Source organism: Paenibacillus durus ATCC 35681 (assembly GCF_000993825.1).
In the GTDB taxonomy this organism is placed as follows: Bacteria; Bacillota; Bacilli; order Paenibacillales; family Paenibacillaceae; genus Paenibacillus_AQ; species Paenibacillus_AQ durus_B.
The window spans coordinates 1,732,869-1,755,876 of record NZ_CP011114.1 but is presented as its reverse complement, the minus strand read 5'-3'; the positions used below and the strand labels follow the sequence as shown (position 1 = coordinate 1,755,876).

The 23,008-nt window shown below is 52.1% G+C and carries 18 protein-coding genes and 1 other annotated feature; of the genes, 5 read left to right on the top strand and 13 right to left on the bottom strand.

The features are described 5' to 3' along the window. Nucleotides 1-51 precede the first annotated feature (51 nt). The gene (locus tag VK70_RS07880; protein WP_025697042.1) at nucleotides 52-2,031 is read right to left on the bottom strand and encodes a sensor domain-containing diguanylate cyclase; all 1,980 of its coding nucleotides are present in this window, start codon (nucleotides 2,029-2,031) and stop codon (nucleotides 52-54) included. Between the two features lie 387 nt (nucleotides 2,032-2,418). On the opposite strand from VK70_RS07880, the gene rpsD reads away from it, so the two are divergent. Then, nucleotides 2,419-3,018 (top strand): 30S ribosomal protein S4, encoded by a 600-nt coding sequence (gene rpsD, locus VK70_RS07875; RefSeq protein ID WP_025697044.1) that lies wholly within the window; start codon nucleotides 2,419-2,421, stop codon nucleotides 3,016-3,018. Between the two features lie 212 nt (nucleotides 3,019-3,230). Here the strand turns inward: rpsD and tyrS are convergent, their stop codons facing one another. Next, nucleotides 3,231-4,484 (bottom strand): tyrosine--tRNA ligase, encoded by a 1,254-nt coding sequence (tyrS, locus tag VK70_RS07870; RefSeq protein WP_025697045.1) that lies wholly within the window; start codon nucleotides 4,482-4,484, stop codon nucleotides 3,231-3,233. A gap of 65 nt (nucleotides 4,485-4,549) precedes the next feature. Further along, nucleotides 4,550-4,821: a binding site (T-box leader), on the bottom strand. A 133-nt stretch (nucleotides 4,822-4,954) separates the two neighbouring features. Here tyrS and VK70_RS07865 point away from each other — a divergent pair. Continuing rightward, the gene (locus VK70_RS07865; protein ID WP_025697046.1) at nucleotides 4,955-7,843 is read left to right on the top strand and encodes a transglycosylase domain-containing protein; all 2,889 of its coding nucleotides are present in this window, start codon (nucleotides 4,955-4,957) and stop codon (nucleotides 7,841-7,843) included. A gap of 182 nt (nucleotides 7,844-8,025) precedes the next feature. Here VK70_RS07865 and acsA read toward each other — a convergent pair whose 3' ends face one another. The 4 genes from acsA to VK70_RS07845 all read right to left on the bottom strand — a co-directional run bounded on the left by acsA (nucleotide 8,026) and on the right by VK70_RS07845 (nucleotide 12,702). Then, nucleotides 8,026-9,750 carry an acetate--CoA ligase gene (gene acsA, locus VK70_RS07860; RefSeq protein ID WP_046723094.1) on the bottom strand — a complete coding sequence of 575 codons (1,725 nt, stop codon included), beginning with the start codon at nucleotides 9,748-9,750 and terminating at the stop codon, nucleotides 8,026-8,028. A 238-nt stretch (nucleotides 9,751-9,988) separates the two neighbouring features. Continuing rightward, entirely contained in the window at nucleotides 9,989-10,687 is a 699-nt protein-coding gene (locus tag VK70_RS07855; RefSeq protein ID WP_025697050.1) for a 5'-methylthioadenosine/adenosylhomocysteine nucleosidase, read from the bottom strand. A 133-nt stretch (nucleotides 10,688-10,820) separates the two neighbouring features. Then, nucleotides 10,821-11,831 carry a catabolite control protein A gene (gene ccpA / locus VK70_RS07850; protein WP_025697052.1) on the bottom strand — a complete coding sequence of 337 codons (1,011 nt, stop codon included), beginning with the start codon at nucleotides 11,829-11,831 and terminating at the stop codon, nucleotides 10,821-10,823. A 424-nt stretch (nucleotides 11,832-12,255) separates the two neighbouring features. Next, complete coding sequence (locus VK70_RS07845) at nucleotides 12,256-12,702, bottom strand: hypothetical protein (RefSeq protein WP_025697054.1); 447 nt, start codon at nucleotides 12,700-12,702, stop codon at nucleotides 12,256-12,258. Nucleotides 12,703-12,902: 200 nt separating this feature from the next. Between VK70_RS07845 and VK70_RS07840 the strand changes: the two genes are divergently transcribed. Continuing rightward, complete coding sequence (locus tag VK70_RS07840; RefSeq protein ID WP_025697055.1) at nucleotides 12,903-13,427, top strand: type 1 glutamine amidotransferase domain-containing protein; 525 nt, start codon at nucleotides 12,903-12,905, stop codon at nucleotides 13,425-13,427. Between the two features lie 65 nt (nucleotides 13,428-13,492). Here the strand turns inward: VK70_RS07840 and VK70_RS07835 are convergent, their stop codons facing one another. Both VK70_RS07835 and VK70_RS07830 read right to left on the bottom strand, forming a co-directional pair. Beyond that, nucleotides 13,493-14,923: a DUF4179 domain-containing protein gene (locus VK70_RS07835; protein WP_025697057.1), complete on the bottom strand. Its 1,431-nt coding sequence runs from the start codon at nucleotides 14,921-14,923 to the stop codon at nucleotides 13,493-13,495. After that, nucleotides 14,916-15,443, bottom strand: coding sequence for a sigma-70 family RNA polymerase sigma factor (locus VK70_RS07830; RefSeq protein ID WP_025697059.1), 528 nt, complete (start codon nucleotides 15,441-15,443; stop codon nucleotides 14,916-14,918). Before VK70_RS07830 ends, VK70_RS07835 begins: the two co-directional genes overlap by 8 nt. A 218-nt stretch (nucleotides 15,444-15,661) precedes the next feature. Here VK70_RS07830 and VK70_RS07825 point away from each other — a divergent pair, with 218 nt between their 5' ends. Beyond that, nucleotides 15,662-16,327: a L,D-transpeptidase family protein gene (locus tag VK70_RS07825; protein WP_025697061.1), complete on the top strand. Its 666-nt coding sequence runs from the start codon at nucleotides 15,662-15,664 to the stop codon at nucleotides 16,325-16,327. Nucleotides 16,328-16,391: 64 nt separating this feature from the next. On the opposite strand, the gene ptsP is transcribed toward VK70_RS07825, so the two are convergent. The 4 genes from ptsP to aroA all read right to left on the bottom strand — a co-directional run bounded on the left by ptsP (nucleotide 16,392) and on the right by aroA (nucleotide 21,983). After that, nucleotides 16,392-18,143, bottom strand: coding sequence for a phosphoenolpyruvate--protein phosphotransferase (gene ptsP / locus VK70_RS07820; protein ID WP_025697063.1), 1,752 nt, complete (start codon nucleotides 18,141-18,143; stop codon nucleotides 16,392-16,394). Then, entirely contained in the window at nucleotides 18,140-20,023 is a 1,884-nt protein-coding gene (locus VK70_RS07815; RefSeq protein ID WP_046723090.1) for a glucose PTS transporter subunit IIA, read from the bottom strand. The genes ptsP and VK70_RS07815 overlap by 4 nt, the downstream gene beginning before the upstream one ends. 182 nt (nucleotides 20,024-20,205) lie before the next feature. Further along, the gene (locus VK70_RS07810; protein ID WP_025688493.1) at nucleotides 20,206-20,646 is read right to left on the bottom strand and encodes a CoA-binding protein; all 441 of its coding nucleotides are present in this window, start codon (nucleotides 20,644-20,646) and stop codon (nucleotides 20,206-20,208) included. A 44-nt stretch (nucleotides 20,647-20,690) separates the two neighbouring features. Next, the gene (aroA, locus tag VK70_RS07805) at nucleotides 20,691-21,983 is read right to left on the bottom strand and encodes a 3-phosphoshikimate 1-carboxyvinyltransferase (protein ID WP_046723088.1); all 1,293 of its coding nucleotides are present in this window, start codon (nucleotides 21,981-21,983) and stop codon (nucleotides 20,691-20,693) included. Between the two features lie 113 nt (nucleotides 21,984-22,096). Between aroA and VK70_RS07800 the strand changes: the two genes are divergently transcribed. Beyond that, complete coding sequence (locus VK70_RS07800; protein ID WP_025694115.1) at nucleotides 22,097-22,408, top strand: rhodanese-like domain-containing protein; 312 nt, start codon at nucleotides 22,097-22,099, stop codon at nucleotides 22,406-22,408. Here VK70_RS07800 and VK70_RS07795 read toward each other — a convergent pair. Next, nucleotides 22,405-22,968: a shikimate kinase gene (locus VK70_RS07795; protein ID WP_025694116.1), complete on the bottom strand. Its 564-nt coding sequence runs from the start codon at nucleotides 22,966-22,968 to the stop codon at nucleotides 22,405-22,407. The two genes, VK70_RS07800 and VK70_RS07795, sit on opposite strands and share 4 nt — an antisense overlap. Nucleotides 22,969-23,008: the final 40 nt, after the last annotated feature.

Sequence of the window (23,008 nt, the reverse complement as noted above, 5' to 3'; positions counted from 1 at the left end):
GCCGGGAATATCCCTCCTTAGGAGCCTCTTGTCAGTCTCAGTGCTTCTCTGCTATGCCTTAAGATCTACCACTACTTTGTTCCTGCCGTTATTCTTTGCCTCGTACAGCGCCATGTCCGCCCGGTAAAAGAGAGTATCCGCGCTCGGCCGGTCCTTGTCTGTTAAGTCCCAGTCCGCAATACCGCAGGAAACGGTAACGGAAGGGCTCGTCTCTTCCTGAACCCGCTGCCGGATACGCTCCGCCACAATATAGGCCTGCTCTGCGTTTAGCTGCGGCAGGTAAAGCGCCAGCTCTTCGCCGCCCCACCTTGCCGCCAGATCTCCCTGACGGATTGATGCACGTAATATATCGCTCACTTGCTTCAGAATATGGTCGCCTTTTTGATGTCCGTACGTATCGTTCACCGATTTGAAATGGTCTATATCGACAACAACGAGAGTTCCGCAGAAATCGCAGGTCTGCATTTCCTTGATGGATTGATCGAGGTAATGTCTTGCATGCAGCCCGGTCAGCGAGTCTCTGTTCGCAAGCCGATGCACCTCCGCATGCAGAAGCGCATTGCCTACGGCAAGGCCGATTTGACCCGCCAGCGCTTGAAGCAGCCTGAAATTATCATAGGAAAAATAGTGCGGCCGCCGGTGGGCCAGCATAATCGCTCCGCGCACTTCCCCGCCTACGCTTAGTGGAGTGGCGATAAGCGATTGCGACTCCGTAAAGTCCATTAGCTTCGATCTTGTACCCGACCCGTCATACTCGGTTACAATGACCGGTTCCCCCAAGGAGTATACCTGTCCTCCGATACCCCTGCCGGCTTCGATCATTTCATTGCAGAGGCTGGGGTGATTGCACAGAACCGCCTCGAGTCCACCCTTGTCTTCGCTGTAATGGAGAATGCAGCAGTAGTCGGCCTCAAAAATTTCCAGCAGTCCTTCAAAAGCCGCTTCAAACGTTTCTCCCAGCTGAAGACTCTGATTCAAGCGTTCGGTCAACCCATTGCTCATCCGCAGTTCGCGTATAAGCTGGTTGGAACGCTCATACAGCTTCGCATTCTCAAAGGCGGTTCCCGCAGTGCTCGCCACCATCGACAGAAAAGACATATCCATGTTATCCATGGTCTGATGGGCCGGAAGCCGTATCACTAGATGAAACACACCATATACGCCCTGCTTGCCGCCTAGAGGCAATCCAATCTCTACAAGCTGGTGATCCGCATTTATCGTCCGCAGGGCCGCTCGTCCGCTCTTAAACGCCTTTCCGCAGACCTCATCCTGATTCCATTGAAGCGGGAGCGGCTTCACCTTGGGATGCGCGCTGCGGTGATCCTGTGACATGTAGAGCGTAAGCTCAGCGCCCGGATACATCGCGGAAATACTGGCAATTACTTCAGTCAGCACAGCGTCTACGTCGATGCTGTCATACATCCGCTGCACAATCTGAAACAGCAGCGAACGGCGGCTGTTCTCGCGTTCTTCGTGAATATGTACGCTTGCAAGATCGGTCACAAACATATATTCGAACTGCCTGTAGAAGCATGTGCTGAAATGCTTGGCCATTGCCTCGGCGGCATTGCGTTCGCCTTTCGCGAACTGCTCTGCGGGCATTGCGCATCCTAGCAGGGCAAAGATCTCCCCGTTAGACCTGGTAATCACCGGCAGCGCGAAAAAAGCCGTTTCCACTCCATTTTCTTCAATTTGGAGCGTGCACTCACGAGCCGTCTGTAAACTGACAGCCGCAATCTGCTCCCATAAGTGGCTGTCCGGCGCGCTTGCTCCGCCGCTGCCAGCCAGCCACTTACCCGCATAATCAAATACGCACCAGTTCCACGACTCTGTAAAAGACAGCGCGGCTTCCTTTTTGCACCACTCATGAAAACTGTCCGCAATCAAGCCTGAAGCATAAGGAAAGTCGTGCCGATTAATGTCCATTCTCCCAAGCCACTCAACGGGATCCTTAAGGCCGCGGCCCAAAACTTGGGCGTTTCGTATCCGTTCATGGCCGTCCATCCAGCCGTTAGCTTCCTGTTCTGACATAAAGAAGCACCTCCTTTGCGCCCCGAATAAAAATCCGCAGCCATTGCAATAAGACTATTTTACTCTTTTTTCAACTGTCCTGCATCAATTTTTGAGAAAAACCAGGAATTTTTTAGGTATAAAGAACCAAATACGAAAAATATCATAAACTTCGCTATTCATCCTTGACTTTGAATGACATTTTCATATAATATATATTGTTGAACAAGACTGTAACAAGTCTTCTAATTGGGCGTAACGTTGTGTCACCCTCACGCTTTTCGTCTGCATGGGGCAGCGGCTGAACTTTCCCGGCAGCGCGGCGCCAATTCGGTCTGTCGCAATTACGAAACAGCGGCGCAAATAGAGCCCTGATGAAATCACAATTAAAAAGGAGTCTACTATAACATGGCACGTTACACCGGACCTAAATTCAAACTCAGCCGCCGTCTGGGCATTTCCCTGAGCGGCACTGGCAAAGACCTGAAACGCCCTTTCCCTCCGGGACAGCATGGCGCTAACCAACGCAGAAAAGTAAGCAACTACGGTCAACAGCTTCTGGAGAAGCAAAAACTGCGTCACATGTACGGCTTGGGCGAGAAACAATTCCGCACTTTGTTCCACAAAGCGCACAGCATGCAAGGGATCGCGGGCGAGAACTTCATGTTCCTGCTTGAGAGCCGTCTGGACAACCTCGTTTACCGTCTTGGCTTTGCCAACTCCCGTGCAGGAGCGCGTCAATTGGTATCCCACGGCCACGTAACGGTTAACGGCAAAAAGGTTGACATCGCTTCTTACCTCGTAAGCACCGGCGACGTTATCGGCCTTCGTGAGAGAAGCCGCGGCTTGTCTTCCGTTAAGGAAGCACTGACTAACCGCACTCATCTGCCAGCTTACCTGGAATTCTCCGACGCTGCAGTGGAAGGCAAGTTCATCCGTTTCCCTGAGCGCGCTGAGCTTTCCCAAGACATCGACGAGAAACAAATCGTCGAATTCTACAACCGTTAATCGTCTGGCAGAAGCCTCCGGAACTTCCGGAGGCTTCTTTACGTTGCACGCACATCACCAAATCATTTTGCCGATGGCTTCTTCCGCCAATTTTTCCTGCACGAATCCGCATATGCCCTCTCGCAGGTACGCCAAAAAGAGGGTGATCCGGATTGCTCCGTTCACCCTCCTCCTTATTATGCTCGCCTATGCTAATAACACGTGCGTCTTACCTATTCCAAAGTCAGCTTAGCGAACTTACGCTTGCCTACCTGAATGATATCCCCATCCTGGGGAACGATGTCCGCATTCGGGTCGCTCAGCTTCTGTTCGTTCAGCTTGACCGCCCCCTGCTGAATGCTGCGCTTAGCCTCCCCGTTGGATGAGGCAAAACCGATCAGCGTAAGCAGATTTATCAGCCGAATGGAGCCGTCCGTTAGCTCCGCTGCTGGCAGAACCGCCGTCTCGATATCGTCCGGCAGCGCCCGCTGCTGGAATACGGTCACAAAGTGCTGCTGCGCGGCACCTGCCGCATCAACGCCGTGATACATTCTGACGAATGTATGCGCCAGCTTCATTTTGGCGTCCCGCGGATGAACCGCTCCCGACTCCAGTCCTTTCTCCAGCTCTTTCAATTCCTCGTTACCGATGTCGGTCGCAAGCGAATAGTATTTCAGCATCAGCTCGTCCGGGACGGACATCGCTTTGCCGTAAATTTCATTCGGCTCTTCGTCAATGCCGATGTAGTTGCCAAGACTCTTGCTCATCTTCTGTACGCCGTCAAGGCCTTCAAGCAGCGGAGTCATAATGGCAGCCTGGGTGTCGACGCCGTATTCTTTTTGCAGCGTGCGTCCCATCAGCAGATTGAATTTCTGGTCCGTTCCGCCGAGCTCCACGTCGCTTTTCAGAGCCACGGAGTCCATCCCCTGCATCAGCGGATAGAAGAACTCGTGGATGCTGATCGGCTGTCCGCTCTGGTACCGCTTGGTGAAATCGTCACGCTCCAGCATGCGCGCAACGGTCACTTTGGCGGACAATCCCACAACATCCGCAAAGGTCATCGGCCCGAGCCATTCCGAATTGTAGAATACTTTTGTCTTCTCGGGATCTAGGATTTTATGAAGCTGCTTCTTGTACGTTTCCGCGTTGCGCTTCACATCCTCCTCAGTCAGCTGCTTGCGCGTTTCCGATTTGCCCGTCGGGTCCCCGATCCGCCCCGTGAAGTCCCCGATAATCAGCTGCACCTGATGGCCCAGCTCCTGAAATTGGCGCAGCTTATGCATAACGACCGTGTGGCCCACATGGATATCCGGCGCGGACGGGTCCAGACCCAGCTTGACATTAAGCGGCACACCGGTGACGACCGATTTCATGATTTTCCGCTTCAGTTCCTCTTCCGGTACAATTTCCACGACGCCGCGCTTGATAATCTCCAGCTGGCGCTCGGTCTCAAGCTGCTGCTCCGGCGTTAATTCTTCCCACTTCATAATAGCAACCCCTTTTGATGTTGATACTTCCTAAATAACGCACAAAAAAAAGCCTCCTCCTCATCCCAAGGGACGAGAAAGAGACTCGCGGTACCACCCTAGTTAAAGCTCTTCGCCGCCAAACTATAACAGGACGCTTCAGAGCCTTCGCTTCATTCAAATAACGGGCGCTTATCGTACCCGGTGCCGGACTACTGGGACAAGGCTTGATGCTTTTATCCGTTCCCCCGGACGGCTCCAGGCTGTAATTCAAAAGGTCCCGCCATCGGTTCGCACCATCCACCGACTCTCTGAGTACCAAGGATTCCCTTTTACTGATGCCCTTCTCCGCCTTTAGAAATATCCAATTGAATTTATTTATATCACATGATCTTTTGAAAAGTCAATGTCCGTAAAACCGCATCTCCTACAAGCGCATTCAAAATAAGCCAAATTGTGCTATAATAAATTCCGTTAAAAGGAGGATGTCGATGGCTCAGGAAAATATGAAAAAAACAGCGACGGACATTCGCCCGCGAAGGTCCTGGTTGCGCAGGGTCGGTTCCGTCGTGAAATGGATGTTCATCCTTGGCGTAATGGGCGTCCTGTTCGCCGGCGGCGCCGTAGGAGGACTTGTCGCTTCCATAGTAAAAGATGACCCTGTCCGCTCCGAGCAGACCATTCAGGAGAGAATCGGCGAGAATGTCGTGACAGGATTCGCCTATTTCCGCGATGGCATGCCGATCGGCCAGCTCCGGACGGAGGAAGACCGCAGGCTAGTCGCCTTTAAGGATATTCCCCAAATCATTATTGACGCTGTTCTCGCCATAGAGGATAACCGTTTTTACGAGCATCATGGAGTGGATATCAGCGGCACGATGCGCGCCGTCAAGCAAAAACTGCTGAACGAGTCCGTACAGACCGGCGGCAGCACCCTTACCCAGCAGCTTGCCAGACGCGTATTTTTAAGCTTGGATAAGACGGAAGACCGCAAGGTGAAGGAAATCCTGCTGTCACTGCGGCTGGAGCGCTTTTTGAGCAAAGATGAAATTTTAACGGCTTACCTGAACAAGGTCCCCTTCGGCAACGGAGCGAACGGCTATAACGTCTACGGCATCAAAGCGGCGGCCAAAGGATTATTCGGCATCGACGATCTGGATAAGCTGAATATCGCCCAGGCAGCCTATCTGGCGGGCCTCCCCCAGCTTCCTTCCGCCTACTCGGCGTTCAACGGGTATGGGGAATTCAATGAGGCTGCGTTTAACCGCGCGCTCGACCGCCAGCACCTTGTCCTGCGGCGTATGTTGGAGGAGAACAAAATTACGCCTCCCCAATACCAGGAAGCGTTGGCCTTTGACATCAAGAAATCTCTGGCTCCGCATACCAAGAAAGCTTACGTTACTTTTCCTTATCTCATGATGGAAACGGAGCGCCAGGCGGCGGGAATCCTGCTGTCTCTGGCGAACAATAACCAGGACAGCTCCAAGGGCGCTTCACAGCTTGAAGAGGCTCGCCAGCAGCTGCTGACAGGCGGATACCGGGTGTATACAACGATTGATAAAAAAGTATACAGCGCGATGCACAGCATCTCCGAGGACAGCAGCAATTTTACCAAGAAAAGCAAGACCAAAGGTCTCGAACAAACCGCCGGCATGATGATCGACAACAAGACCGGCGCGATTCTGGGAATGATCGAAGGACGCGATTTTAATGTCGAAAGCATGAACTACGCCACCCAGATGGTCCGTCAGCCCGGTTCGACAATGAAACCGATCGCCGCTTATCTGCCCGCTCTAGAGGAAGGGTTGATTCAACCCGCAAGCATCCTGGACGACGCGCCGATTATTCTGAAGGACGGTTCGAAGGGCTTTCACATTCCCAAGAACGCCAATAACCGTTATCAGGGCCTCGTGACGGCAAGATATGCGCTCAACAACTCCTTGAACCTGCCGGCGCTTAAGCTGTTCGATGAAAAGGTTGGGATCAAGAATGCCTGGGCTTTTGCTAAAAAGCTGGGAATTACAACCATACAGGACGAAGACTATAGCGCACAGACCGGGGTTCTTGGGGGGTTAAAATACGGCGTGTCCGTTGAAGATTTAACCAATGCCTATTCCGCCATTGCCAACAAAGGCGTATTTAACGATGCATACATGATCGAGAAAATCGTCGATTCGAAGGGAAAAATCATCTATCAGCATAAGGCTAATCCGGAGCGTGTATTCTCCGAGCAGACCGCTTATTTAATGACGGATATGCTGCGCACCGTTATTACCAACGGTACGGGGAGCACGGTTAGGAGCAATTACAAGCATTTCAAGGATATCCCGGTTGTCGGCAAGACGGGTTCTACCCAGAATTATGCGGACGTATGGTTCATGGGTTACTCGCCTGACATTACGCTGGGGATGTGGGTCGGCTATAAGGAGCAGATCAATACACTTACAACCAAAACGCAGCGGAAACAGGCACAGGCGCTGTGGGCTAAGGTAATGAACGCGGTTATTGAGAAAAAACCGGACCTGTTCCCTACGCAGAAATTTGATCAGCCGGACGGCATCGTCAAAGAAACCGTATCGGCATACAGCGGCAAGCAGCCAACCTCGCTTACGGATAAGTTTACGACCGATATTTTCAACAAAAAATTTGTGCCTAAGGATAGTGACGACGGGATTTCACATGCCAAATACATTACTTACGGCGGAGTGAACTATATCCCGCGTGACGGAACACCGGATGACTTTCTGAAGGAAAGGATCGTTGTCTCCAGAGAGAAGCCGATTGAGGAACTGATCAAGGAACTGAAGGCAGCCTTTCCATCCATGAGGGAGCATGAACCGCTGGGGTACTATCTGCCGGCGGATGCTAAGACAGGCGTTCCGACGGAGGTGGACCCTCGCGAGGACAACGGCAGCGCTCCAACGGCGCCGCGGAATGTAGAAGTCTCCTATGGCAGCGGCAAAGCGGTTATCCGCTTTACGCAGAGCGGCTCACCCGATGTCGTCGGTTACCGGCTTTACCGTTCCGTGAACGGAGGTCCATTCCAAAAAGTAGATGTACTCCTAGCCGGGGATGGCACATCGTTCACTGCGGATAACTCGGCAAGCGATTATGCTGTTTTTTATGTTGCAGCGGTTGATGTGGCCGGAAATGAAACGGCTTCAGGCAGTGTCGGCGGTGGCGCGCCGACGCCCGAGCCGTCGCCAAGTCCGGAAGACATCCTCTTACCGGGTATTGAAACAACACCTGGAGTGGACATTGTGCCGAGTCCAAGCGCGTCTCCCGGTACGTCTGATGGACCAGGTACGTCCCCTAGTACGGCCGTTGATTCCGGGACGGCCATAGATCCTGGGACCGCCGTTGATCCTGGGCGGCCCTGATTCAGCCCAATGAACACAGCGGCCAGAACAAGGCGCAAGGCAGAAGTAACAAGGTGAATACCAGAGGGAAGCGTATCGTTCATTAGGCCAATGGCACTTCGTTACCGTAGCAGTCTATAGAACGAATTAGACGGTTGACAGCCGCCCGGATGCGGGCGAGTGGTCAACCGTCTTTTTTATGCCTAATCCTCAATTGTCGATAGATCTCCGGCGGGCTGGTGAAGCTCCCAGGCTTTGAGCACCCGGCGCATAATTTTGCCGGAGCGGGTCTTCGGCAGTTTATCCTTGAACTCGATTACCCTTGGCGCGGCATGGGCGGAAAGCCCTGATTTTACAAACGCCGCTATTTCGTCCTTCAGCTCATCCGAAGGCAAATATCCTTCGCGCAGCGATATAAAGGCTTTGATGATTTCTCCGCGCAGGGCGTCCGGTATGCCGATGACTCCAGCCTCCGCAACGGCAGGGTGTTCAATCAGTTTGCTCTCCACCTCGAAAGGTCCGATCATTTCACCCGAGGAATTGATACAATCGTCAACCCGCCCCTGAAACCAGAAGTACCCTTCATCATCCATATACGCGGAATCTCCGGAGATATACCAGCCGGGAATGTGAAAATATTCCTCGTACTTGGCGGGATTATTCCAAATCCGGTTCATCATGGACGGCCACGGCGTCTTGATCGCCAGATTGCCCATGGAATACGGAGGCAATTTATGGCCCTGATCATCCAGAATTGCGGCGGTGATGCCAGGAAGCGGCCGTCCCATAGACCCTAGCTTAATGTCCATTCCGGGATAGTTGCAGATCAGCTGTCCGCCCGTCTCTGTCATCCACCAGGTGTCGTGAATGCGCTGACCTAATACGTTGTTTCCCCAGCGAATGACTTCCGGGTTGAGCGGCTCGCCAACGGAGAGGACATGGCGCAGACTGCTCAAATCAACACCTTTCAGACTCTCTTTCCCCGCCCCCATCAGCATGCGGAACGCCGTCGGAGCACTGTACCATACCGTTACTTTGTAGCGTTCAATCGTATTGTACCAATCACGTGGACTGAAGCGTCCGCCGCGAACGACATTGGTGACGCCGTTAAGCCACGGGGCAAAAATCCCGTACGACGTGCCTGTAACCCATCCCGGGTCGGCCGTGCACCAGTATATATCATCATCCCGCAGATCAAGCACGACTCTTCCGGTATAATAGTGCTGAACCATCGCAAGCTGCACATGGTATACGCCTTTCGGCTTACCGGTCGAACCGGATGTGTAATGCATAATCAGCCCATCCTCAAGGCCCAGCCACTCCGGTTCAAGCTCCGCAGATGCGGAAGCGCTTTCCAAATCATAGCTGATCAGTCCTTTTTCAGGGTCCGAATCCCCGCCTACCAGAAAAATATAACGCAGGTCGGGAAGCTCCTCCCGCTTCACCCGCTGCAGCAGCTCCGGCGTAGTTACCAGCGCGACCGCCCCGCTGTCCTCAAGCCGGTCCTTGACCGCCGTTTCCATGAACGCTTCGAACAACGGTCCTGCGACAGCGCCTATCTTCAAGATGCCCAGCAGACTGAAATACAGGTCGGGCTGCCTGGGCATGAACAGAAATACCCTGTCCCCCTTGCCAATCCCGTATTTACGCAGCACATTGCCGAATCGGTTCGACTTTTCTTTCAAATCGGCAAAAGAATAGGATTCTTCACGTATCGGATCACTGTACAGCAGCGCCGTCTTTTCGCCCCGGCCTTCCTCCACATGGCGGTCAACCGCCTCATACGCCATATTAACTTTACCCGTTTCGTACCAGGTGAACTGTCGTTCAACATCCTCCCACTTGAAATGGGCGACAGCCTGACCGTAATCAGCCAAATTGGAATTGTACATCCGGCGAGGTAAAATTTCATCATGAAACTTCCCCATTATCCTTGCCTCCTCTCGTGCTTCATGGATATGAAGTCAAGCTAGCAAATGTGAACTTTTTATGTCAAAATAAAGTATATCACAGCAAGCGCTTACAATCCATCCTGAATTAAGCCAGCAGCCTGAATACCCGGGCGTACCGTCCTATGATCGTGGTTGATGAAGCGTAGTCGATCTAATTGGGTACGCCGCAGATAATCTGAAAACCTTCTCCCAGGCTACGAACTGCCTTCAAGGGTTATAGCAATTCATTTAAAATGACGCTTAGAATTTGATGAGACTGCCGCGATGCGATTTCCGTAAACTCCGCATAGCTGACTTTCGCCGACCCGTCGGCCTTATCGGACATAGAGCGGATAACAACGAACGGAATACCGTTCATCTGACACACCTGGGCCAGAGCCGCACCTTCCATTTCCGCACAGGCTCCACCGAGCTGCTCCCGGAGCATGACGACCGATTCATGGCTGGCAATAAACTGGTCGCCTGAAAGTATTCTTCCCTTTAAATAACGGACTCCCAAATCCTGGCAGGCTTTTTCCGCAAACTGTACAAGCTCCGGATCAGCCGGGAAGACCGACGTCTCCTGATACGGAATAATGCCGCGGGCGTAGCCAAGCGCCGTAACATCCATATCATGCTGCATACATTCCGAAGATATGACGATATCCCCGACTTCCAGCTCCGGATGCAGCGCTCCGGCCACTCCCGTGAACAGTATTTTTTGCGCGCCGAACGCATCAATCATAATTTGCGTAGTGACGGCGGCGTTCACCTTTCCCACTCCCGATTTGCAGACGATGATGGACTTCCCGGCGATTGAGCCTTTATAATATGTAATTCCTGCTTTGACAACCGCTTCACTGTGCTCCATTTGCTCCAGCAGCAGTTTAATTTCCTCATCCATAGCTCCAATAATGCCGCTTACAGCTTCCATTAGGCTGACCTCCAGTTAAAAATAATAAATAAAAACATAAAAAGCCCCGTGACGGAGCTTTATACGCCGACTCATATTCTTCTACACCGGGTTACGAAGCAGCCCGCAGCAGCCCTAATGGGTGATGTCGAAATTATTTGTTCAGATGGTTAACGGACAAACGCAGAATGGTCTCATGCGGCAAAATGACTCGCGGATTCTCCACGGTCTCTTTCTTCATCAGCTTGGTTAGAAGCCTCATGGCTACCGCGCCAAGGTCATACATCGGCTGTGCAACCGTCGTAAGCAGCGGACGGACCATCGATGCCATACGAATGTTGTCCACACTGATAACCGAGAAATCATCCGGCACTTTCAGACCTTCGTCCTGAATGCTGTGGATCGCGCCAATGGCCATTTCATCCGTTGCGGCAAAGACTGCCGTTGGCTTCTTCTTAAGACCCAGGAAGTATTTCATAGCCTCAACGCCGGATTCATAACGGTAATTTCCGATACGTACAAGATCTTCTTGGTACTCAATTCCGGCCGTTTCGAGCGCTTTCTTATATCCATGGAATCGCGCATAGCCGTTGGCCGGGTCCTGCAGCGTGCCGCTGATCATCGCAATTTCGCGGTGACCGTGACGGATCAGAGTATTGACCGCGTCGAATGCGGCAGTCTCATGGTCGATATCGACGGAAGGATACACACCCTTCTCATCACTCGTCGCGCACAGAACAATCGGAACGGAGGACGTCTGGAAAGCCAGAATATGCTCATCCGTCACCGTGCCGCCCATGAAGAGGAGCCCGTCCACCTGCTTCTCCAGCAAAGTGTTGATGACGCGGATTTCCTTCTCCTTGCGCTTGTCGGCGTTACACAAAATAATATTATAGTGATACATGTTGGCAATATCTTCGATTCCGCGGGCGATTTCCGCAAAAATGGAATTGGATATGTCTGGAATAACAACGCCAACGGTCGTCGTTTTCTTACTGGCAAGACCTCTAGCCACGGCGTTGGGACGATACCCTAAACGCTCAATCGCTTCATACACTTTCTTGCGGGTTTGCGGTTTCACATTTGGATTGTTATTCACAACCCGTGATACCGTTGCCATAGATACGCCTGCTTCACGCGCTACATCGTAAATGGTTACCGTCAAATTACTCTCTCCATTGCGATAAATTTTATCGTTCGACCTAGTTAAAAATCATGATACGATAATTTGTATTTTTGTGCAATGATAACGCTTCAATTTCCTTTCAAAAGTCATCTCAACATCGAAGCGGTTATACGAAAATAGGACATAATCCATACCACCTACCCATTATTGACAAAAAATTGCCCGGGCGGCTGGTACCGGATACCCAGTTTCTCGCGTCATCGCCTGGCACGCTATAGGACTGAATAGCTTCAACCAGTGCGCAAGGCGACGGAGCTGCCTGGACTTTTCCGCATATAAGACTGGACTTGTCCGTAAGTTTACAACCCGGTTTCACAGGAATGTAACCTCTTTCTTATGGTAACAAATATCGACGAAAAAATCCAATGTTTCTGAAACATTTTCATTATTTTTGCAGAAAAAATCACGACACTTTAGAGGCCGTATGGCAAATGAGCTTGAGCAGCCTGCTCTCGATCTCCCCCGTCCATTCCGGATCAGCCGCCGCAGCGGCAATTTGGAACAGATCCAGCAGCAGATCAATCCTGTCGCCCATGGCCTCCTGAACAACCTGCTCCAGATCACCTTCCTCGTCTTTAAACATAGTAAAAGTATCATTCAGAACGGAGGCCCACTCGTTGCGTTCGGCAAAAGAGAAGCTGTTTCTTTGGGGCTCACTGCCTAGCTCCTGAATGACTAAGCTTAAATCCCGCTTAACGGCCGGATGCGGCTCATAATGGAAACAGGAACGGCACATAAATACAGGCACACCCGCGATTTTCACTTTAGCTTTATAAATCAGCGTATGTATATGTATAGTCATCTCGCCGCCGCAGCGGCAGATTTGAGAAAGCTGGTTTTCATTGCACATAGTTGCACCTCAAAAGAATGAATTAAATTTAGAAAAGTTATTTTAAATTTATATTCGCTCCTCCTGCAAAAAAACCTTCTCGTTTGCATAAAATGATTAATTTACCATATATGATAATTTGTTCATGATGAGGGGTGACTTCAATTTTTGTATTTGCTAAAATAAACGGGACTACTTACTTCGAAGGGAGCTGCAGCCAATTGAGACTGGCCGGAAAAAAAGTTATCGCGCTCGTAGACGACGAGTTTGAAGATTTAGAGCTTTGGTATCCGGTATACCGGGTCAGGGAGGAAGGCGCGGAGGTGCATCTGACCGGGCTTGAAAAAGGCAAAACCTATATCGGCAAGTACGGCGTACCGGCGATCGCCGAATACTCCTGGGATGAACTGAACGCGGCCGATTACGATGGCATCTTGGTTCCGGGCGGTTGGGCTCCGGATAAGATCCGCCGTTATCCCGCTGTGCTGCAGCTCATCCGCGATTTCAACGAAGCCGGGAAACCGATCGGGCAGATCTGCCATGCCGGATGGGTGCTGATTTCCGCAAAAATTCTGGAAGGCGTTACGGTAACCTCCACGCCAGGCATCCGGGACGATATGGAGAACGCCGGAGCAATCTGGAAGGACGAGCCTGTCGTTGTCGATGGCCATATCATCTCCGCCCGCCGTCCACCCGATCTCCCGCCATACGGCAAAGCGTTCTGCGATGCTCTTGCCGGGAAATAAGCCAAGAAAGCCGCCTCTGGCCCACGATTGTAAAGCGGGTGGGAGGCGGCTTTTTGGAATAATTATTAACGGATTCGGACGGATTGCTCCTCAAGTATAGGGTTCGTGTAGCTGCTAATCGTAAAGGTAAGCGGCTGCGGAAGCTTGGCGAACCCTAGATTGAAAATACCAGTATCTGTCCATCCCTCCGAATTGCCTCCGGATTCCCAATAAGTTCCTTCGTTCCGGTAAATCGAATGCTTCACTCCCTCGCCGTCCGTAAAGCTGTCGTCCAGATCAAATGACAGGCGAGTCATTTCGTCATGCGTAGTAGGCTTGGTACTTAATTGGAGTACAAGTTGACTGGAGTTTGCTCTCCCCTCAACGCCCGAACTGCTTTCGGTCCTGATATCGGTGCTTCGGTCGGATAGCGTTAATCGGTCGTCAGGCGCCTTGATTATTTTTTGGGCCTCCGTATCGACGACAAGCTTAAGATCAGATTTATCTAAAGCCTGGATTCCCTTGATCGTAAACTTCAGCGGCCCTTTGGCATCCATATTATTGTTGTGGAAAACCATCGTCTGCAGCGGAGTATTCACACTCTGCGTCATGTAGGAAGTCAGAGCTGTTTCCTTTTCTCCCTTTCCGGACATAATCGTCGGCTCAATCACACTGAATATACGTTTGGCATTCTGATCGTCATATACTGCATTCAAGTATATTCCTGTCGGTCCGATATAGGCTTTTTCGATATGAATATGCTGACCGCTGACCGTCATTGTTTTGCCGATGTCGATATCACGGCCGGACTTTTCAATCTCCGCGGTATCCACCGTAAAACCGGCGGTCAGTGAGGTTCTGAATTTGTTCGAGCTGGAAAGTTGAGCCTCAGGAGTATCCGGTATTACAATCGCTTCAGCCGTCAGCCTTTCAGACAGTTTCTGTCCTTCTTCCAAAGTGAGCTGGAAGTAATTATGGGTGATTCCCGGGCTTCCGTCGCCGCCGGCCCAATAGGAAGTGGAAGAATAGTTCGATGGGCCTTTCAACGAAAAATGGGTGACCGTCGCCTTTTGCGCACTCCGGTTCTCAAACGTATACAGCAGCATCATACCCCGCCGGTCGGCGATCATGCCGTCCAGGGTAATTCTGTAGCCGTTTTTCTCCTGCGTTGAAATGTGGAGAGGTATGACCAGTCCGGCGTCCAGCGCCGTTTTTATAGTGATATTGTTCTTCGCGATTGAACGGTACGTTTCAAACTCCCCCCAGTTCTTGGGCTGAACCGCGGTCATCTGTTGACTACCGGGTCCCCCCAGCCACGAGATGATGAACAACAGGGCGACGGTCAGAATAACCGCGGTTGTGAAAGCATAACGTCTACGGACGTTCTTACCTCTGCGGGTCCCTTCGGCGATACCGGCATGAATCGCTGCATCCAGCTCCTGCTCGGATACTAGCGACGACTGCCGGTCAGCAGCGTGAAAATAATCCCGGGCCAGCTTCTCTTCACGTTCAAACATAGCGGTCATCTCCCTTCCCTTTCATTTTGTCCCGGAGCTGCTTCAAGCCTTTGTTCAGCCATGTCTTTACAGTTCCTTCCGGTTTCCCCAACACCTCCGCAATTTCAATCAGCGTCATATCCCGGTAATATTTCAGAACAAGCACCTGCCGGTACTTTGGCTTCACGCCGTCCAGCGCCCGCTCCATGTCCAGCTTGCGGTCACTCGCCATTTCAATTACACCGGACTCGCTCCCTTGTATTTCAGAGGGAATCACCCGTTTTCTGCGCTTCAGTTCATCGTTGCAGCAGTTAATTAGAATTCGGATAAGCCACGGGGTGAACCGGCCCTCATCCTTTAGGCTATTGCGTTTGACCCAAGCCCTACAGGTCGCCTCCTGCACCATTTCAAGCGCATCCGATTCACTGCGGAGATAGCTGTAGGCAATGCCGTATAACGTTCTTTTGTTCTCCGCCACAAGCCCGAAGAAGCTATCTTCATCCGATAGAATGACGGACTCTTCTTTGATCAGGCTCTCCACGTCCATCCCCCCTTTTTTATGTATGCGCCGGCATCTCCTATCTCTATATAATAAAGACTGCGCGTCGGCACAAACGGTTTTATTTTTTTGAAATCAACTTGTAAAGTGTGTTTCATCCCCTCCCAATGCATTTGGACATTATGGATAGAATTTATGTGATTTGACATTATAAGTAGCAGAATATGATGCGATCTCGGAATGGGAGGATTTATTAGAGTATGACTGTGCATAAGGTATTGTTAATTATCCTTTTATTAAACATTTTCAATCCAATTCCAATTACGGCTGCAGAACCTGTTCCTAACAAAGACAACATATCGATAAGGGTTGATCCTCAAAAGAACCAACTCCTTTTATTTTCAAATAGCCAGCTTATTAAGAAGTATCCCATTGCTATGGGGAAACAAGAAACGCCGTCGCCTGTGGGCGAGTATGCCGTAATTAACAAACATAAAAATTGGGGGAAAGGGTTTGGCACCAGGTGGATCGGACTGAATGTGCCGTGGGGATTTTACGGTATTCATGGTACTAACAGGCCCTATTCTATAGGCCATAATGCGAGTCATGGCTGCATACGAATGCACAACCACGATGTTGAGGAGTTATACGAATTTGTACGGGTGGGGACTAAAATAAGCTTCGGGGGCCATGTATTTGGAAAACTTGATATGAATCCCAGAACTTTAGCTAAAGGAGATAGCGGCGGCGACGTTCAAATCATTCAATACCGTTTGCGAAGCGCAGGGTTTTACAATGGTGAATGCAATGGCAAGTTCAATAGCTCAACCGAAATCGCTCTAAAAGATTATGAAAAGAAGCATGGACTGCCCGTTGACGGCGTTGCCGGGTATCACGATTATATACACCTTGGATTGATTGAATGAAGCTAAAGGAAAAAAAGCCCGGCAACGATACCAGGCCCCCATTTTTTTCTATATCTGCGAATGGTTATGCGTCGCTCTTCATCACATAATGAATGATGTGTTTGTCGAGAAACTGAGTGAGCTGCTTCTCGCTCTCCGCAATTTCCCGGTTCCGGAAGCACTGCTTGGCGACTTCCCTTGCCTCAGAGGCCGTCGTATTCAGCGTCCGGTGCTTGACCTTCAGCAGCGCCTGCGGCGACATGCTAAGGTCGGTTACACCGAGTTCCAGCCACAGCGGGAGAGAACGCTCGTCGCCGGCCAGTTCACCGCAGACGCTGACGCCGATGCCTGCTGCCTTCGCAGATTCCACGGTTGTGCGGATCATACGCAGCACTGCCGGATGATACGGATGGTATAAATGCGCAATCTGCTCGTTCATCCGGTCGACCGCAAGCACATACTGCACCAAATCATTCGTCCCAATGCTGAAAAAGTCCACCTCTTCCGCCAAAAAATCGGCGATCATCACCGCGGCCGGCACCTCAATCATAATGCCAACCGGCAGCTTGCGGTCGTATGGAATTCCCTGGCGGTCCAAATCTTGTTTTACTTCCTCCAGCAGGGCCTTGGCTTCCCTTACCTCTTCAATTGAAGAGATCATCGGAAACATCAGTTTGATGTTGCCGTGTACGCTTGCGCGCAGAATCGCCGTCAGCTGCGTCTTGAACATCTCTTTCTGGTCAAGGCAAATACGGATGGCCCTGTAGCCGAGGAAAGGATTCTCCTCCTCCGGAAGCTGAAAATAGTCCAAATGCTTGTCTCCCCCGATATCCAGGGTGCGGATGACAACCGGATGTTCGCCAACCTTCTCCGCCACAAGCTTGTATACCTCGTACTGCTCCTCTTCGGTCGGAAAGGATTTCCTGTCCATATACAGAAATTCCGTCCGGAACAGACCGACGCCCTCGGCCCCGTATTTTAATGCCATATCCAGTTCCTTCACGGAGCTGATATTGCTTGCGAGCCGCATCCGAACTCTATCCTTGGTCATTGCCTCCACCGAGGACAATAGCTCCAGTTGCGCCCTCTTCTCCCGCTGTCTGTCGCGCACAACGCTGTAATGCTCGGTTGTGGCTTTATCAGGGTTAATGATCAGATTGCCGTTATCCCCGTCGATGATCAGGAAGTCCCCGGTCTGGATCGGGCTTTGGAGTTTATTCTCCAGGCCAGCCACCAGCGGAATGCCGAGCGCCCGCGCCATAATGGAGGAATGCGACGTTTTGCCTCCCGCCATCGTTATTATGCCGAGCACATAGTTAGGATTCAGATGGGCCAGTTGTGAAGGGGAAAGCTCTTTCGCCACCAGAATGTAGGGCTTTGTATCCGAAGGCAGCGTAACCTCCGGCGCCCCCAGCAGATGCTTCAGCAGCCGGTTGCCGACATCCTTGATATCGACCGCCCGCTCCTTCATATATTCATCGTCCAGCAGGTCGAACATGGCCACGAAATGATCGATCGCCTCTTTAACCGCCACCTCTGCCGCTTTGTACTGCCTCTCTATAATTCCGCGGATTTCGCTCATGAATACCGGGTCTTCCAAAATCGCCAGATGAGCGTCAAAAATACTCGATTCCTCGGGACCGACAACCTCTCTGAATTCTTTTTTAATAAACTCAATCTCATCCTTGGAGGTACGGATTCCTTCATACAAACGCTCAAATTCTTGAGCCAGATCTACCGGGTTGACTTGCGTCTCCGGCATGCTCCATTCCCAGTTCGGCAGAACGAAGGCCTTTCCAATGGCAACACCTGCTGCGGCCCCTATACCTGTTATCATGATTCTACCCCTCCAACATTGCTTTCGTGCAATACGACAGACATCACCGAGGATTGTCCTTTTTTCACATTCTTAAACGGAGCGTAGCTCCAGGATTTGACGCGTTCGGGATTGGTAATAACCATTGGGGTGGCCAGCGAAGCGGCATGCTCCTTCAAGTAGTCCAGATCGAACCTAACCAACAGCTGACCGGGCTCGACGCTATCCCCCTCTTTGACTTCCGACTGGAACGGGCCCTTTAGCTGAGATGTATCGATACCGATATGCATGAGCACCTCCAGCCCTTCCGGCGTGGCAATGCCGATGGCATGCATCGTGGGATAAATGTGCATCACTTTGCCGAATACCGGTGAGACCAACTCTCCCTTGTCCGGAATAAAAGCAACCCCGTCGCCGACCAATTTTTGCGCAAAAATATGATCGGGCACTTCTTCAATCGGCAGCATTTTGCCCTGCATCGGGGCGCCAAAGAGCACCTGCGGCAGATCGCGCAGCATCAGCTTGTCGATTTCCTCGCGGATCAGCTCGGAGTAGGTCCCAAAGACAACCTGCACATTCCCCCCGCCCAATTTAATGATGCCGGCGGAGCCAAGGCTCTTGAGCGCGCCCGTATCGATCTGGCGGTCATTATGCACTGTAAGCCTCAGCCTTGTAATGCAAGCCTGGACCTGCACAACGTTCTCCTTGCCGCCAAGCGCTTGTAAAATAAGCGGTGCCTGGTACGGTATATTACCGGCCCAGTCGCCAAGCTCAGAGCCTTCCTCCCGGCCTGGTGTCGGAATCTGAAATCGGCGGATCGCCCAGCGGAACAGATGGTAATAGACCATTCCGTACACGAGGCCGATCGGAATCAGCAGCCAGGCGCGCCGGGCTAAATGAAGGTTCAATATAAAGTCAATAGCCCCTGCCGAGTAAGAAAAGCCGTGATAAATTCCAAGCGCGGCCGTCAGGGCCATGGCGAGACCGGACATGATCGTATGTAAAGCGAACAGATAAGGAGAGGCGAACAGAAAGGCGAACTCGATCTGTTCGGACACGCCTGTCAGGAAGCAGACGAGCGCTGCCCGCAGAAACGTCTTCTTGATCTGGGGCTTCAAATCTTCGCGGGCTTCCTGAATAATGGCAAACGCAATGGCTGGCAGCGCGAACATCATGATCGGAAATAGTCCCGCCATGAAGCTGCCCGCTGTAGGATCGCCGGCAAAAAAACGAGGAAGATCTCCCTGAACAACTGTGCCATCCGGCGTCGTAAACGTTCCCAGTTGGAACCAGAATACGTTGTTCAAAATGTGATGCAGCCCAAAGGCTGTCAGCACCCTGTATAATACGCCGTATACAAACAGCCCAAAGCCTCCCGTCCGGTCGACGAACTGCAGCAGACCGTCAAGGCCATACTGAATCAGCGGAGAGACGCCGAGCATGAGCCAGGCGAACAGCGCGGAGAACAATCCCATGAAGAGCAGAACAAAACGCGATCCTCCGAAAAATTGGATCGCCTCTGGAAGCTTGATATTTTTAAACCGGTTATGGGCAATGCCGGCGACAATTCCGAGCAGAATGCCGATCAGCGTCGCAGGCTGCAGTGCGCCGTCTCCCAGCTTCATCACAATCCGGTCATAGGTGAACATTCCCGCCAGCGCCGCAAGCCCGGCGGGTCCGGCTTGATTGGATAATCCGAGTGCGACCCCGACGGCAAACAGATAAGGCATATAGTAAAAAATCCCCTGACCCGCATAGGTCGCTGCTTCGGCAACCGAAGCCAGCCCCCAGGCAGACCATGGCAGGCTCCCCAGGCTGAGCAGAATGGCCGCCGCCGGCAGCACCATGGTGGGAAGCATGATGGCTCTCCCAAGCTGCTGCAATGATCCGAGCCAGTTCAAGATGTATCTCCCCTTTCTTACTATATTGAATGGTACGGCCTGTGTTCCGTTTTGTCAAAAGAATAAGCTAGCACATTTTCATAATAGCAAAATATTCCATTTCAAGTCCATTTGTTCCTGGATGCATACGCGCTAAAAAACGCCCTACCCTTTCGGTCAGGACGTTCTTAAGTGCCTTATCCTTACTTTACGTTACGTTTCCGTCCGTTCATCGTTATTGCTTCCTCGACCTTGATGCAGCGGTCCATGATGGCCGTCATGCCAGCCTCTGCGGCAATTTCCGCAGCTTCGGGACTGACAATCCCCTGCTGCAGCCATAGCACCTTGGCGCCGATAGCCGCGGCCTCGCGTGCGACTTCCGCGCAGAACTCGCTGCGGCGGAACACATTGACAATGTCAACCGGCTCCGGAATCTCCGCGAGCGAATGATAGCACTTCTCCCCAAGGATCTCGCCGTTCACCAACGGGTTAACCGGAATGATCCGGTAGCCCTTAAGCTGCATGGCGTAGGCGACCATATAGGACGTCCGGTCGCTCTTGTCGGACAGTCCCACCACGGCGATATTGCCGGCGGAGGCCAGAATATCCCCGATCTGTTCCCTGGATGGATTCTCAAAAGCCATGGATTTCAGCCTCCTTTGTCTTATATAAATTATCGGTGGCGCAATTATTTTACCCACTCGACATCCGCGCCGAGCGCCCGCAAATGGTCAAAATACTGCGGATACGATTTGGCGACATGATGCGCATCCTTGATCAGCAGCGGCTTCGCAGCGCGAAGCCCGACGACCGTCAGGGCCATAATGACGCGATGGTCAAAGTGCGCGTTGATCGTAACGCCGCCTTCGACGCCTTCCGGTCTGCCATGCACGATGATCTCGTCCCGCCGTTCTTCAACCCTCGCCCCAGCCTTGCTCAGCTCGGCCAAATAATCGGTGATCCGGTCGCATTCCTTATAGCGCAGATTCTCCACATTATAGAACCTCGAGGTCCCTTCCGCAAACACAGCGGCGGCAACCATCGCGAGCACGGCGTCCGTAGCCGCGTCCCCATCAAATTCCACGGCCTTAAGGCGTCCGTTCCCTTGCACATGCACCGTCCCGTTCTCATGGGTGAGCGGCGCTTCCATCATGCGCAGCACATCAATAATTGCTCTTTCGCCCTGCCGGCTGTTCTCGGCCAGACGCTGAATCTTTACGTCGGACTTCGTAACGACCGCTGCCGCAAGTACGGCCGCCGAACCGGGGTAATCCCCCTGCACCGTGTACGATTTGGCCTCATAAGACTGCCCGCCCGGCACCTTGAACGACATGTAGTCGTCGGCCGCGTGAATGACGATTCCGGCCTGCTCCAGCACCTCCAGCGTCTGGCCTACGACTACTTTCGATTTCAGATCATTCAGCACAATGATCTCGCTGTCTTCCTCAAGCAGCGGCGTCAGGAACAGCAGGGCGCTCAAATACTGGGAGCTGACCGCGCCGGAGACGGTGATGCGGCCTCCCTTCGGGTTTCCGCCCCGGATCGTGATCGGCAGGCGGCCTTCATTATGCTTGACCTCCACGCCAAGCTGGCCGAGAGCGTCGATCAGGTCGTCATGAGGACGCTTGCCGAGCGAGTCCGGGTATGTATTCACAAAGGTCACTTCCGGACACAGGGAGGCAACCGCCATCAGGAAGCGCAGCACCGCGCCGGCGTTGCCCACATTGAGCTCCTTGACATCTTTGGGGCGGCGGCCGAAGCCCTTGATGACGATCTTCTCGTCGTCCTCCGTAAGCTCCGCCCCCAGGTCGCGGATACAGCGGCGTATAGCGTCGCTGTCCTCGCTGTGCGCCGGATGATAGATCGTGCTCGTGCCTTCTGACAGCGCGGCTACCAGCAGATAACGCGTCGTATAATTTTTGGAGGACAAAGCTCCGATTTCCCCGTGTAGTTCCGGCGTAGGCCTTACAATAACGTCCATATTCCAGTTCTCCTTATTGTTGTATATTAGATGCCGGGTACCCTTGGTTTGACAGGGTGTTCTACCCTTATGTTATCATTAAACCATTCTTGTCAAGGAAAGAGGTCATATCCATGAATGGTATTCCCCAAATCACAGCCCCGGAGCTGCGTCAGCGCATTGAATCCGGTGAAGAATTGGTTCTGATCGACGTCAGAGAAGCCGATGAAGTAGCTCTCGGTATGATCTCCGGCGCCGCGCATATTCCCATGGGCGATATTCCGTACCGTACCTCAGAGATCCCTGAAGATGCTGAGGTTATTCTTATATGCCGTTCCGGTTCCCGCAGCCAGCGGGTATGCGAATACTTGTATGCTCATGGCTATAGCGGCGTTGCCAACCTGAGCGGCGGTATGATCGGATGGAATGAACTGCTGGAAAACTAGCCTACATGCTTAAAAGCTAAAACGCGGTAGTGCATTAAAATATGATGACACACTTGTGCCGCTGTCAAGTTCGTTGTATCGACCGTGCAATGCGCGAAGCTGTAGGCGTCCTTTCGTTCTTCCAGAATCCGCCTTACACGTTCTTCCGTATTGCCGGCCAGCAGCGGCCGATTGTTGTCTTCGGCTACCCGGGATATAATAGCCTCTGCCGTGGCGCTGAGCGCCGCTACGATACCATTCTCCATCATCATTTCTCTATTAGCCGGCGCAAGCACCGCGCCTCCGCCAGTGGAGATTACCTTCCTGCCGCCCCGCAGCGTCTCCCGCAGCACTTCCGTCTCCACGGCCCTGAAGTATGCTTCCCCATCTTCCGCAAAAATGTCGGGCACGCTCCGTCCCTCTTTTCGGATAATAACATGATCCAGATCCACGAGCTCATAACCTAGCTGCTCGGCTAACATAGCGCCTACACTCGATTTCCCTGTTGCCATCATTCCAATCAGAATCAGATTGCCGGAATTTGCGGGCCCGGTCTTTGGCAGTATCTCGTCTCCAGACATACGTTCACCTACTCAATATTTTGGACTTATCATAACACAG